The organism is Nostoc sp. DedQUE04 (assembly GCF_034530995.1).
Classification (GTDB): Bacteria; Cyanobacteriota; Cyanobacteriia; order Cyanobacteriales; family Nostocaceae; genus Nostoc.
Genome location: NZ_JAVRCA010000112.1, coordinates 1 through 14,109, shown reverse-complemented (window position 1 = coordinate 14,109; position 14,109 = coordinate 1). Strand labels below are relative to the sequence as shown.

General features: G+C 42.0%; 12 protein-coding genes. 5 read left to right on the top strand and 7 right to left on the bottom strand.

From position 1 onward, the window contains the following. Positions 1 to 517 precede the first annotated feature (517 nt). The 5 genes from RM049_RS38025 (at position 518) to RM049_RS38005 (ending at position 8,141) form a co-directional block, all read left to right on the top strand. Positions 518 to 3,349, top strand: coding sequence for a family 10 glycosylhydrolase (locus RM049_RS38025; RefSeq protein WP_322707932.1), 2,832 nt, complete (start codon positions 518 to 520; stop codon positions 3,347 to 3,349). Positions 3,350 to 3,849: 500 nt separating this feature from the next. Beyond that, the gene (locus RM049_RS38020; RefSeq protein WP_322707931.1) at positions 3,850 to 4,776 is read left to right on the top strand and encodes a hypothetical protein; all 927 of its coding nucleotides are present in this window, start codon (positions 3,850 to 3,852) and stop codon (positions 4,774 to 4,776) included. Positions 4,777 to 4,846: 70 nt separating this feature from the next. Then, positions 4,847 to 6,058, top strand: a complete 1,212-nt coding sequence (locus RM049_RS38015; protein WP_322690565.1) for an EAL domain-containing response regulator — start codon at positions 4,847 to 4,849, stop codon at positions 6,056 to 6,058. A 157-nt stretch (positions 6,059 to 6,215) separates the two neighbouring features. Further along, on the top strand, positions 6,216 to 7,559 hold the full coding sequence (locus RM049_RS38010) for a sorbosone dehydrogenase family protein (RefSeq protein WP_322707930.1): 1,344 nt from the start codon (positions 6,216 to 6,218) through the stop codon (positions 7,557 to 7,559). Positions 7,560 to 7,733: 174 nt separating this feature from the next. Beyond that, entirely contained in the window at positions 7,734 to 8,141 is a 408-nt protein-coding gene (locus tag RM049_RS38005; protein WP_322669909.1) for a phosphomannose isomerase type II C-terminal cupin domain, read from the top strand. 98 nt (positions 8,142 to 8,239) lie between these two features. Here RM049_RS38005 and RM049_RS38000 read toward each other — a convergent pair whose 3' ends face one another. From RM049_RS38000 to dndE, 7 genes are all read right to left on the bottom strand, one after another. Then, positions 8,240 to 8,998, bottom strand: coding sequence for a HEAT repeat domain-containing protein (locus tag RM049_RS38000; protein WP_322707929.1), 759 nt, complete (start codon positions 8,996 to 8,998; stop codon positions 8,240 to 8,242). Between the two features lie 186 nt (positions 8,999 to 9,184). Next, positions 9,185 to 9,763 carry a GNAT family N-acetyltransferase gene (locus tag RM049_RS37995; protein WP_322707928.1) on the bottom strand — a complete coding sequence of 193 codons (579 nt, stop codon included), beginning with the start codon at positions 9,761 to 9,763 and terminating at the stop codon, positions 9,185 to 9,187. A 21-nt stretch (positions 9,764 to 9,784) separates the two neighbouring features. Further along, entirely contained in the window at positions 9,785 to 9,973 is a 189-nt protein-coding gene (locus tag RM049_RS37990) for a hypothetical protein (RefSeq protein WP_322669912.1), read from the bottom strand. A gap of 195 nt (positions 9,974 to 10,168) precedes the next feature. Continuing rightward, positions 10,169 to 10,591, bottom strand: a complete 423-nt coding sequence (locus tag RM049_RS37985) for an ABC transporter permease (protein WP_322665288.1) — start codon at positions 10,589 to 10,591, stop codon at positions 10,169 to 10,171. After that, positions 10,576 to 11,868, bottom strand: a complete 1,293-nt coding sequence (locus tag RM049_RS37980; protein ID WP_322699003.1) for an AmpG family muropeptide MFS transporter — start codon at positions 11,866 to 11,868, stop codon at positions 10,576 to 10,578. The genes RM049_RS37985 and RM049_RS37980 overlap by 16 nt, the downstream gene beginning before the upstream one ends. 255 nt (positions 11,869 to 12,123) lie before the next feature. Next, positions 12,124 to 13,572, bottom strand: a complete 1,449-nt coding sequence (locus RM049_RS37975) for a DNA phosphorothioation-associated putative methyltransferase (protein WP_322707927.1) — start codon at positions 13,570 to 13,572, stop codon at positions 12,124 to 12,126. A gap of 63 nt (positions 13,573 to 13,635) precedes the next feature. Beyond that, entirely contained in the window at positions 13,636 to 14,022 is a 387-nt protein-coding gene (gene dndE / locus RM049_RS37970) for a DNA sulfur modification protein DndE (protein WP_322707926.1), read from the bottom strand. Positions 14,023 to 14,109: the final 87 nt, after the last annotated feature.

Genomic DNA, 14,109 nt, shown 5'->3' with positions numbered 1-14,109 from the left:
GAAACTGGTTTGCTAATTGCTGCTACTGTACCTCATAACAGCCGGAAATGCTGTAAAATGCACTAGTATTACTTTTTTAACTCACAAAAATCCTGAAAAATAGATAATCAGAATAAGAGTGGCATTTTTTATTTTAGGTTTAAATGAAAAATCTCTGCAATTGCTCAAAAGCCTATTGGAATTGGTAAACACAAAATTTTCTAAAAAGCTAGTCACCAATGGAATGAAATTCACAATGTAATAGCTAACAATTTCTATAGAATCGCCTGGGCAATTTGAGTATCCATCTTGGCATTTTTTACTGCTTTTGATAGGCTAGATTGATGAAAGTCATTCACTAAGTACTTCTACGAAAAGCTTATAGGAATTATATTTGATTTTTGCAAAGTAAAAAATTAGCTTACTTAAGCCAAGTGAGAATCTCAGTAGACTTACTAGGATAAAGCTCAAGTCCTATATTCTGTACTAATGAATTCTGACTAATAACTAAATTAATTAATAATGAAGTGAGGAGTCACTGGTGAATTATCAGGAAAACCAAAAAGATATAAGTTTAAAAATTAAAGAAGCTAAAAGATTATTTATTTTAAGTTGTGAAATTGTAGTTTTAAGTTTTTTGAGTATTTTGCCAGCAACGGCAGCGACAGAAGAACCCGTATTAAGCGTAGTGTATGGGCAAGAAAATGTAAATCAATGGAGAGGGATAAGCGATCGCTTACAGACAACAGGAGTGAAATATTGTGTAATTTCCCTAAATGATGTCAAGAGTGGGGCAGATTGGGGCGATCGCCGCGTATTATTTTTGCCAAACGTCGAGACATTAACACCAACTCAAGCGATCGCTCTAGAAGACTGGATGAGTAAGGGAGGGCGTTTGATTGCTAGTGGGCCTGTAGGTAGTTTGTCATCGCCAGGAGTGCGGCAATTATTGCGATCGCTCTTGGGAGGTTATTGGGGATTCAGCCTTAGTGACACAGAACAGATTCAAGCTGCAAAAACCAGGATTCCAGAATGGGCAAATCAAACTGGACTATTTGGTAAAGTGCGCGGCGGCGTTGTGATTCCTAATGATATGGGCACTGAATCTCCTGTTGTTTGGAATTCCAAAGATAGTCCGGCCGCAGTCGTGACAACTGAGCGTTCCACCTTTTTGGGCTGGCGCTGGGGAACAGATACAGCCTCCGCAGCCGAGTTGGATAATGCCTGGTTAAAAACTACTATCAATCACTATTTAACAGCACTAGCGCCATCAAATCGCACCAAAAAAATACCAGGAGGTTCCCAAAGCTGCTCTACAACTGTTGCAGCTGCGCCCTCAGCGCCGGGGAGCACAGAGGCACAGAGGCAGGGGGGCAGAGGGGCAGAGGGGCAGAGGGGTAGTTCATCTCCCTTATCTCCCTCATTGACTCCTCCTAAAACTGCCACTGCTCCCATATCTAGACCTTTGCCTATGGTCAAACCTCCAAGTTCTCAGGAGGCTATTGACCAACTAGAACAAGCGGTGCGTTTGGATGTTGCACCCAACTCCAACGAGCCGATTGATAACAACCAAGCGATCGCTCTCCAGCAAGAACTAGAAAATCTGATTGGTCGGGTGGAAAGCGCTCATTTAGCGGTGTTAGCTGATGCGGCTAATGTTGGCGAAACAATATCTGAGGGTGAGGGAAAACAGTTTTCTAGGAATTTGAACACCCCCCAGTCTGTCAAAGAACAGCCAACACAATTAGCCTCAACCAAACTGGGGGCGCTAGCTATAACTAAAGACCAAGTGTTAGCACAAGCAAGGCTAATTGCTAAAAATTTACCCCAATTGATTGCTCAAAAAAACTACGCTTTGGCTCGTCAACAGTGGCTGACCGCTAAAACAACTTTGTGGCAGCAGTTTCCTGTCGATCGGAAACTAGCTCAACCAGAAATTCGCGCAGTTTGGTTAGATCGGGGAACGATTGTTCGCGCTGGTAGTAAGGCGGGACTGGCACAGATTTTTGATCGCCTCGCTCAAGCCGGGATTAATACTGTCTTTTTTGAAACTGTTAACGCTGGCTATCCAATTTATCCGAGCCAAGTCGCAAAAGAGCAAAACCCATTAATTCGTGGGTGGAACCCACTGGAAGAAGCAGTCAAACTAGCCCATGAGCGAGACATGGAGTTACACGCTTGGGTGTGGACTTTTGCTGCTGGCAATCAACGTCATAATGAAATTCTTAACCTTAATCCTAATTATCCAGGGCCAGTACTGGCGGCTCATCCCGATTGGGCAAACTACGATAATCTAGGCAACATGATTCCTGTTGGGCAGACTAAGCCATTCTTCGATCCAGCCAACCCCGAAGTGCGGCAATATTTGCTCAAGCTGTATGAAGAAATTGTCACTAAATATAAGGTGGATGGTTTACAACTAGACTACATTCGGTACCCTTTCCAAGATCCATCAGCAGGTCGAACTTATGGCTATGGGAAAGCTGCAAGAGCGCAATTTCAGAAACTTACTGGTGTAGATCCAGTGAATATTTCTCCTAGCCAAGCAGATTTGTGGCAAAAATGGACAAAATTTCGCACCGAGCAAGTTGATAGCTTTGTCGCTCAAGTATCACAGCAGTTGCGACAAAAGCAACCGAATTTGATTTTGTCGGTTGCAGTATTTCCTTTGCCAGAACTAGAACGGATTCAGAAAATTCAACAAAATTGGGAAACTTGGGCAAAACGGGGGGATGTAGATTTAATTGTTCCCATGACTTATGCTCTTGATACTTCTCGATTTCAACGACTGGCCCAACCCTGGATTGCCTCTAAACAATTGGGAGCTACCTTGTTGGTGCCGGGAATTCGCTTACTTTCTTTGCCAACCATCGGGGCATTCGATCAACTCCAGTTGGTAAGGGACTTGCCAGTTAGTGGTTATGCACTATTTGCCGCAGAAAATTTTAGCAACGATCTCCAAAAACTCTTTAATAGCACCCAAGGTAGAATTCAATCTACAACAAGTGAACCGATTCCTCTGAGTCAGCCTTTTCAAACTGCCGCCATCCGTTACACCGCGCTACAACGGGAATGGAAATTTGTTTTCCAAAATGACCAACGACCAAGGCCATCTCAGAAAATTTCAGATTTTAACAACCAGGCAGAAGTTTTACGCAGTGCTTTAAATCAGCTTGCCGCTTCTCCTTCTGCTAGTAAGTTACTCGTGGCGAGAGCATCTCTAACTCGGTTCCAGTCTCAATTTCGGGTATTGATGAGCCAAGAAATTAAGTCGAATTCTTATCAAGTCAAAGTTTGGGAAAATCGGCTCGTAACTATAGAAAGGCTATTACGTTATGGCGAACGGCGGTTGCAGTTACGTCCTTTGTGAAGAGGCAGAGAAGCGGGGAGACAAGGGGACAAGGGGACAAGGGGACAAAGGGACAAAAGAAAACTCCTAACTCAGCACGGGCTAAACCTTAGCTTTCCGCTAACAGCACTCAAAACTGTTTTGCCCAATGCTCAATACCTAACTAGCTGGATATAAGCTAGTTTGTAATTCTTAACACGCTTTTTGTAGTGTTTGTATCCCAAAAATTACTAGTTGTTTAGCGTCAAAATATTAGAAAATACTTAGATAAGCAGCTTTAGATAACTATTATTTGATGATAGCTATCGTGAAAATCTATGCAAACTTTACCTCAGCTCATCAGCCTACAAAGCTTAGAGTTAAGAATTGACTGTTTGCTCCTGATGGTTGTGTTAAAAACATCACTATTAAAGTAGATGCTATTTATACAATTGACTACGCTTACGCACTGGTATAGCACAGGGTAAAAGTATCTTGTTTTTTCATCTTCGTAGGTAGTAGGGTACTTCAGCAAGCATGATATGGTACTGTTTGTAGCTTCTGAAACTAACTTGAAAACAGCCAATACTTTTGAAGTTATGCATACCTTAGTTATGACATTTAACATGTCAGAATTTTCAAAGATAGTCTCAGTGCTATCACGGTTATGCCAGCATCAGTTGGAACTACTTCAAGTTGTAGATAAGCAACGTAACATTGTCGGTAATATTACTCCTGAAAGCATCTATATCTGTCAAGCACTGGCACAAAAAACAGAGAAAACTAGAGGTAATGCTAGTATTGGTTCCTTGGAGGTAGAACATCAGATTTTCGTTGAGAGACAATTACTCAAGCTCCAATGGTTACTAGTACGCGCTATAGTACGTAAAGCTACGACAAGCAAATACACTCACTTCATTGAAGTTTATGAGGGAGATTTGGACTTTTACCGTAAATCTAATAGGGTTATGCAGACAAAGAAGCCCAAATATCACATAATCATGACTGAAATGTTGAATGATGTGTTGATTATTGGCCAGTTAGAAGTAGGAAAATTAGAGTATAGACCAACATACTTCAATTTGGTTGAATACAGCCGACAATCGCCAGAACAAATACAGATGAATCTGGGCTATCGGCGCTTGATTGTTTTCATCAGTAAATATAAATTTGTAACCTGCTGCATCGATGAAAAACTTTTGGCACACATCTTGATTAACTTGTTTTCAATTTATATTAAATCTTTCTCTGATGATAGCAATTTCAAGTTGAATTTACTTAGCCAATATAGACAAACCTTATTTGAAATTAAAGATTGGCAAATTTGTATTTTCCAAGAAAACATAGGAAATATTCTTAAATCATTTTATCGCGCTATCAATGGTGTTAATATACTAGATGCTAGATTAAAAATGACAATTTTAAAAAATTGTGGAGATATCTACAAAGTTAAAATACTTAAATTATAAAAAACATTTTTTGTAATAAGTATTACTGGATAATGTTGGAAAACAATAAAATATAAATATGAGGTAATTTATGCCAAAAATATTAATAATAGAAGATGAAGAAGCAGTCCGGGAAAACATTTTAGATTTGCTAGAAGCTGAGGATTTTGAAACTATTGCTGCGGCTAATGGCAGAATCGGGGTAAATTTGGCTATCTCCGAAGTTCCTGATTTAATTCTTTGTGATATGATGATGCCAGAAATTGACGGTTATGGTGTGCTCACAGCATTACGTCAAGAACCATCTACGGCAACCATTCCCTTCATCTTTCTCACTGCCAAATCTGCTAAATCTGACTTCCGCCAAGGTATGGATATGGGTGCAGATGACTATATAACTAAGCCATTCACTCGAGCTGAGTTATTAAGTGCCATTATGAACAGGTTGGAAAAATACGCTACTTTAAAAAGGTATTTATCTTCTCAGACTGTCATTAATAACTTGTCTCCAAAAATGCAGTTGTTAGAAATTAGCTTACACCGAGCTATAAAACAACATAATTTTCAAGAATTTGAAATTTATTATCAACCAATAGTCGATATTACATCTGGAAAAATAGTAGGTGCTGAAAGTTTATTACGCTGGCAAAGTCCAGAGTTAGGAATGATTTATCCAACAGAATTTATTCCGTTAGCAGAGTCTACAGGTTTAATTGTTCCAATTGGGAAATGGGTATTAAAAAGGGTATGCGAACAAATTAAAAGCTGGCGTGATGCTGGAATTGATTCATTGATTGTTGCTGTAAATCTGTCAGCCATTGAATTTAATCAACCAGATTTCATTCATAATATAGTTAATTTTATATCCGTGAATAATATAGAACCACATGACCTAGAACTAGAACTCACTGAAAGTATGATTATGCAAGATGTAAATAGTGCGATCGCTACTATGAGCAAATTGCAATCCTTGGGTATAAAAATTGCGATCGATGATTTTGGTACGGGTTACTCTTCTTTGATTTATCTGAAAAACTTACCGATTAATACATTAAAAATAGATCGTTATTTTATCCATAATGTTGCTAATGATTCGCAAAAGTCAGCCATCGCTAAGGCATTAATTCAGATGGCTCACAATCTCAATTTAGATGTAGTGGCTGAAGGTGTAGAGACAGAACCAGAACTAGGTTTTTTACGCCAATACAAATGTAACTCTATGCAAGGTTTTCTATTTAGTCGTCCCTTACCAGCAGCAGAATTTGAAAATTTTTTGTTCACTAATAAATGTTTGTATGTGTAAACATTGAGCATTGGTCATCGGGAATAGAATCTAGTTACTAGTGCTTTATTTTTGAATTATTAATAGGTTGACAACTAAGAAAAATCAAACTTTTGACTGGCGACAATTATTAAGCCTCAGGTCTAGAGTAGGAACATTGTGTATAGTGTCTACCACCATGAAAGTTCCTGCGCGTTTTTTGCTGCCAGTTTTTTTAATGATTTTGGCAGCAGCCTGTAACCAGACTCGCGCTAACTCAGATAATCCCACACCTCAAAAATCCGTACCTTCTGCCCAACTGACACAGAATCCTACACAGCCAAAAAATATTGTCCGTACTGAAGTACTTTCACCTACACCCATCCGAATCAATCTAAAGAATTTACCAGCACCCTTTGCAACCGAAAGCGCCTCGAAGCGGCCTGAAGTTGTGCCCATTCCAGAAAATCCGGTGCTGCGTGTACCACGAGGCTTCACAGTAAATGTCTTTGCTGAAGGTTTAGATGCCCCACGCTGGCTAGCTTTAACCCCCAGGGGTGATGTTTTAGTGACTGAAACCGGGCAAAATCGGATTCGTCTATTGCGTGACAGCAACGGCGATGGTGTCGCTGACGTTCGAGAAACCTTTGCTAGTAGTGATAACGGACTCAATAGACCCTTTGGAATGGCTTTTGCAGGTAATTCCTTTTTTCTGGGAAACACAGATGCTGTAGTGCGTTTTCCCTATACGAAAGAGCAAAACAAAATTACAGGTAAAGGGGAAAAAATTGCCGATTTGCCCGCTCAAGGTTATAACAACCATTGGACGCGCAATGTCGTTGTCTCGCCCGATGGCAATAAATTATATATTTCAGTTGGATCGGGAACCAATGTAGATGAAGAACCCCTACCACGGGCTTCGATACAGGTGATGAATTTAGATGGTTCCCAGCAGCAAACTTTCGCTTCCGGCTTGCGTAACCCTGTTGGTTTAGACTTTCATCCTGTAACTAAGGAACTTTATACCACTGTTAACGAACGGGATGGAATTGGTGATGATTTGGTGCCAGACTATCTAACACGCGTTAAACAAGGGGCATTTTACGGCTGGCCCTATGCTTATCTAACACCAAACAACCTCGATCCGCGGCAAAAGACGGATAACAAAAGTAAACGTCCTGATTTAGTAGCCCGAACTCAAACGCCAGATGTGCTGTTTCAGGCGCACTCCGCAGCATTGGGTTTGCAGTTTTATGATGGTAAAACGTATCCCAAAAAATACCAGAACGGTGCTTTTGCTGCTTTTCGTGGTTCTTGGAATCGCGATCGCGGCACTGGTTATAAAATTGTATTTGTTCCCTTCGATGCTAAAGGGCGATCGCTTGGCTACTACGAAGACTTTCTCACAGGATTTTTGCTAAATCCTTCTGTACCCAGCACTTGGGGACGGCCTGTAAGTTTACTCGTGTTGCCAGATGGCAGTTTAGTATTAACAGAAGAAGCCAATAATCGGATTTATCGGATTCAGTATACGGGGGAGTGAACAATTCACGCCTTCAAACATTTAAAAATTCACGGATAGAATCTGTTGCCTCAAGTAAAGTTAGAGCAGTTGTCATCAATAGAGACGTTGTGACTGCATCTCCCTACCCAGGTTTATCTCGTTTACGGTAAATTACTGATAAATACTAATACTTATCTGGTTGAGAAATTAATTATGACTCCCAATGAAAATAATACCCAGTCAAATATCAACGAATTGTCTCCACATTCAGGTACACGATATTGGGGTGAGGTAGAGGTAATCGAGGAGGGAGAAACTTATAGAATTAGTCGTGTGGAAATTAAGCCCAGGCATGGAATTAAACCACAAATTCATTATCACCGCAATGAACATTGGGTTGTAGTTTCCGGTGTGGCGAAGGTGACTTGTGGCGATACGGAAATATTACTGAATCGAAACGAATCAACTTATGTCCCGGCTGCAACACTACATAAAGTAGATAATCCTGGGCATATTCCGCTAGTTATTCTGGAAATTCAAAATGGTGAATATTTGGGTGAGGATGATACTGAGCGCCCTTATGACTTAAATTTGGTCAAACCTGTAGCTGAAGGACAGTAAGGGCTGAGTTAGGAGTTAGAAGTTGGGAGTTAGGAATTGGAATTCAAGTGATTAATACCCAATGCCTAATGCCCAATGCCCAATGCCCAATGCCCAAATCAAAACCACCCTTCTTGTTCCAGGGTTTCAATCAACTGCAAGCCACGGGGATCGCCCACTCCTAATAGTGAGGCTTTGGCGTCTTCTCGCACTCCCAAATCTTCGTCTTCGGCAAAGGCTTGAATTAGGGCATCGATCGCTGTGGCATAAACTACATTAGAAGGCAATTCGCGGCACAGTTGACCAATTGCCCAAGCACTGTTACTCCGCACTGCTGCCACGGGATCTTGGACTAAGGCTTCAATTAATGGTGGTATTGCGCCTATCACTGCTTCATAACCGACTTCTGCCATTTGTGCTAAGGCGCTAGCAGCCCACAAACGCACTGCGGAAATGTCGGTTCTGAGAGCGTTTGCTAAAGGTGCTAAAGAACGGCGATCGCGACAGTTTCCTAAAGCCCAAACTACACCTTTACGCACATAGCCATTCCAATCACTGTTTAGTTGAGCAATTAACGGACTCACTGCTTCTAAACTGGGATTGCGTCCGATGCCATAAGCTGCACTTACCCGCACCAAGGGACAGGTATCAGTTAACAGGCGAATCAGATGGGGGGTAGCACGGGCATCTTCTATATCACAAAAAGCACGTGCTGCTAACATTCTTTGCTGGGGCTGGGGATTTTCCAGCAAGGCTAGCATCACTTCTGGATCGGGCTTGGCCGCAACTGATTCGGCAGTTAGCGGCTCTATTTTATCTAAGGGGCTTTCTAGCTCCTCCTCAATATCCAGTAGGCTTAGATCGTCTTCGTCATACATAATTTGATTTCAATCCCGAAAAGGGATTAACACATAATCCCCCGCGCTAATAAGTTAAAGCTTTATCTTTATATTTATATATATTAGTTGGGTTCTTATACATTTTCCTTTCTTCCTCGTTGAGTTTTATCCAAACGAGAACCTCCATAACTCAGATGCAACAGTATATTATCGCTATCCTTGAGTTTATTTTTCTGCACTCAGGAATTTTACCATCCATAGGGATTGGGTTTGATAGCCTAACTGATTATAAAGATTCAATGCGGGTTTGTTTGATTGAAATACTTGCAGTCCAATCTGGCGATCGCCTCTTTGAATAGCCCAATTTTCCACATATTCCATTAAAGCTGTACCAATACCCCGCCGCCGATGTTCTGGTACAACGTAGAGAATAAAGATGTGAGCATGACGGTTCCCATGTACTTGATCTATGGCATTGCCAACCCAGAGGCAGGCTATGGGGGAATTGGGCGTTGGGAATTGGGCATTGGGAATGGGGCATGGGGCATTGCTTATTCTTCTTGTCTCCCTCATCTCCCCCTGCTCTCCCTGCTCCCTGCTCCCTGCTCCCTGCTCCCCCTCCTCTTCTACCCACCACAAGGGCGTATCGCTAGAAAAGTATTGCTTAACTGTTTGCTCTAAGTGGGAAAAATCCTCGTTGGGAAAGAGATCCTGGTAAGTTCGCTGCATGAATTTGAGCAGCAGCGATCGCTCTAAAAGGGAGCCACGGCGAATAATGTATCCAGGTAATAGTTGCTCAGACACTACTGATATTTATTGACTTAGCTAGATCGCGTTATGTGTTGCTGGAGGTAAATCAGTTGGAGTAGGTTGAGAAGTTACCTGTACCTCTTCAATTGGTGCGGGTGCTGCCATATCGGACGGTAAAAAGATCCGGGCGCTGACTGCCACTAGAGCAAAAACAAATACCAGTACTACAAGCAGTGGGGCGATGTATTGACGAAAAATAGCCATATTTTAATTGTATGAAGCTAGGAACTTTTATGAGAACCTAGCTAAAGATTTGTGAAGTATTCTTGATTTATTTTAGCAATTTTCTGTGCATGGGAATTGAGAATGGGGCATTGGGCATTGGGCATTGGGCATTGGGCATTGGTTATTAATTCTCCTTTACTCCCTCCTCTGCTCCCAAAGCCTCCCCTGCTTCCCCTACTCCCTCTGGCGATCGCTTTCCAAGTCATCAAGTACTCTTTCGCAATACCAGTTCTCCGGCATCCCAGGATAAGTTTCCTTTGCCTGTTCAATTAACCGTTCGGCTGCGGCAGTGTCACCAGATAATTTAGCTATTAGCCTGTTTTTGAGATAGCTATCAGATAAACCCTCCTCTACCTGGGTTGGTATCCCTTGATTGATGGTTGATGGAGTTGATGGCCGGGATTGTTCTCTTCGCAATTGCCAAAATAAAACGTAATAAAGCGTACCAAAAATTAAAATTAGGCTGAGTGTTCCAAAAAAAGTTAAGAGGTTAAATGCTAAAAATCCTAGAACTAACTGCGAGAGAACATAGCCAAGTAATAAACCAGTCAGTAAGAGGATGAATGTGCCGACAGCAATAACTACTTGATTCCCCATATATCCTCTTCTTCGTCCTCAAGTCCTGGTCTGGATACTGCCACTGGCTGAGGGTTCCAGGGGGCAAATACTGGCAATAGGAATAGTCCTGGTACAGCGGCAGCGATGGTAATTAAGAAAAATATAGGCCAACCCGTGCTTTGGGCGATCGCGCCTCCAGGGGCCGCCAGAATATCACGACTGACAGCCATTAAGCTGGATAACAAAGCATATTGGGTAGCGGAAAATCGCTGGTTACAAAGACTCATCAAAAAGGCAACAAAGGCTGCTGTCCCCAATCCACCACAAAATTGTTCTACGTTGATGGCAAGTACCATAGCTTGGTAGTTTTGACCGATATATGCTAGAAAAAAGTAAGCTAAATTACTTACTGCTTGTAGAATACCAAAAACCCAAAGCGATCTATTGATGCCAATAGCACTCAAAATTGAACCACCTGCTAAAGCGCCAACAATCGTCGCAATTAACCCCATCCCCACTTGAATTGCCCCAATGTCGGTTTTGGTAAAACCAGTTTGCAGCAAAAAAGGCGTGGTCATATTGCTCAACAAAGCATCACCTAGCTTGTATAGGGTAATGAATGCAAGCATTAGAATAGCTTTAATAATCCCTTGACGCTGAAAAAATTCCTGAAACGGCAAGATGACAGCATCAGCTAGAGAACTTGGAGGGCTAATTTCCTGGGGTTCTGGTGCGAACAAGGTGGCAAGAATACCAATTACCATCGTTCCTGCCATAAACAAGTAAACCGATGACCAAGGCAGTTTGTCGGCAAGTATCAAGGCTAAAGCACCTGCCACTAACAGGGCAATTCGATAACCTAAGATAAAAACTGCTGCACCAGCCCCCATTTCTAGTTTTTCTAAAACGTCGGTACGGTAGGCATCAGCAGCGATATCTTGAGTTGCACTGATAAAAGCAATGACTATGGCGTTGATGGCTAGTAGCTGTAATGCTTGTTTGGGTTGTTGAAAAGCCATGAATGCGATCGCTATAATCAAAGCAATCTGCGTCAAAATTAACCAACCCCGTCTTCGTCCCAAAATTGGTAAGCTGAATCTGTCTAGGAACGGCGACCACAGAAACTTCAAGGAATAAGGCAAACTAGCAAGGCTAAACCAACCAATAGCGGCTAAGTCTACCTTTTCTACGGTCATCCAAGCTTTTAAGGTATTACCAATTAACAATAATGGTAAACCCGATGAAAAACCTAAAAATAATAAAGCCGCCATCTTGCGACTACCGAAAACTCCCAGCAGCGATTTAATTTTCCTCATATTCTCAACTTTTTGCCTCATTTGAGGAAATATCAATAAAATCCAACGAGGAAATGTAAAAGCATATCATGTAACTATTACCTATAAAGGTTTGAATTATCCGAGCGGCAGCAGTTCCTTATATAATCCCGATCGGGGATTGGAATTTGCTACAGCAGCTGTGTAATTTATCGCAAATATGACAAACTACCAAGATTTACTTGGGTTAAATACAAATTCAGGATAACCTTATAGGTCAGCGTTTTCTTAACTTTCTTAAATTGGATAAACCTGATGCCCTCTGATTTCGACTCTGTGGGCAGCTAGGCATTTTTTCCAACCTTCACGAGTGCCGATGTCGCTTTTGTCCTTGAGCAATCCTAATTCCTGTTCTTGTTGGGTGAGTTTAGCAAATTCTTCGTAGCCTGGGTAGTTGCCGATCACAAATGTTTCCTTTCGGTGCAAAATCGGCGGATTTGCCCTAGTTCCATAGTCTCGATGAGTGACGAATAGGGTTTTTAAATCAATACCAATGCTGGCTTTTAATGCCGGATGAGGATCGGTGTCGAATTCGGGGTAAGACAGATAGGATATTTGCGGCTTATCAGTGTGATATTTGATTAATGTGGCTTCATCGACACGCCCAATGGTACGGCTAGCGCAACCTTCACAAATTCGCAGTACTGGGTCAAGTGCTGCTAGTGCGGAAACATGGACGTAAAGCGCACCGCGCGTATGTTTACCAATTTTGCTTTTTTCGCAAGCAGTTTGAATTACTCCAGATTTACCCAAGCTGAAAAGCTTTTGATCGGCTACAAGGCACGCTTCCTCGTAGCTACTAAAAAAGGCTTTGATATCGTGACGCATTTCTGGAGCTAGCTTTTGCCATGCGGGACGTTTATCAAAGTGAGTCAGGGCGAGATAAACTTGGATATCCAGAGAACGACGATAAGCGATCGCATCCCATTCAGCCTCATCAGTAGCTTGCAAAACTACACCGAATGCGCGGCGGAAGTTACCAAATTCGCTCAGTAATTGCTGTTCATTTTCCAATTCGCCTTTCACAGGTAGTCTACCGCGCTTGGTAAAAAAAGCCATTAATGGTTGCAGCTGTTCTTGATAATCTTCAAACCGCTTAGTGGGGATGCGGACTCGCGGTGTAGAAGTGGTAGAAAAGAAGCGGATAGCTTTGTAACTTTCTTTTTCCGCTTCATCTCGAAAAACAAAGTAAACGCCTAGTGCGATCGGTACTGCATCGACATTTAAGACTTCATCAATATAAGTTTTGAGTTCTTGTTGTTCGTAATATTTCTGGAAAGTATTGCGGCGCGTCACAATGCCATCATTGTAAGCAAGTTGGGTTTTGCTGGGAGCGTTAATTAGTATTTGAGCCGCGACAATTAAAACTTTCCCGGTGAGTTCCCAAGTTTGGATTAGGCTTTGACGGCGTTCCTCTGAGTCTTCAATGACGTTGAGGACATAGCCCAAGTTGACCACATCGGCGGGGGTGCGTGGGACATCGGGATAGTAGTAAGGGTCCCAGCCTGTACTGGTGTAGCCTAAGTTTTTTACTCGTTGGACATCACCACCATAGCCGCAACCGTAATCAAAAAAAGTGGTGTCTGGATTCAGGATTGCCCATTCTATTGCCAATCGCACAGGGCGAGATAAATCAGTGCGAGCGATCGCAGCTCTATGACGCTCGATTTCTAGCGTTTCAGGCATAATACTAATTCGTAATTCGTAATTCGTAATTCGTAATTAAGACAGTTAGCAGCTAATATTCTTTCAAGGTTTAACAGCCAGTTCAATTAAATCTTCAATTTTCTTGATATTTGGATCGCCTGCTAAGTAGCCAATTCCGCGATGCAAATGTAACCGAAATTGGGTAGCAAGGGTTTCTTTGTCAATAGAATAACCGTCATTATGACAGCGTTGCTTGAGGGCGAGGAGGAGTATATCAGACATTTCGCCACCAAAAACGTGCCAACTCATTTCGACATTACTATCCTGGGGAATTGGGACGGGGGAGGGTGTGGTTGCTTCTGCGAGGGAACGACAAAACGCCCAACGGCATAGGATATTCCATTGATCGATTTTGGTGCTGCGCTTAAGTTTGGTAAGTTGGTCTTTGGCTGTTTGAGACAGTTTTATTCTTTCGATTGGGGATTCCATAATAATTCGTAATTCGTAATTCGTAATTCGTAATTTAAACCTCGTCTACGTTGAAACCCGTAGTTTTTCCTCATCTTCTTCAAGATG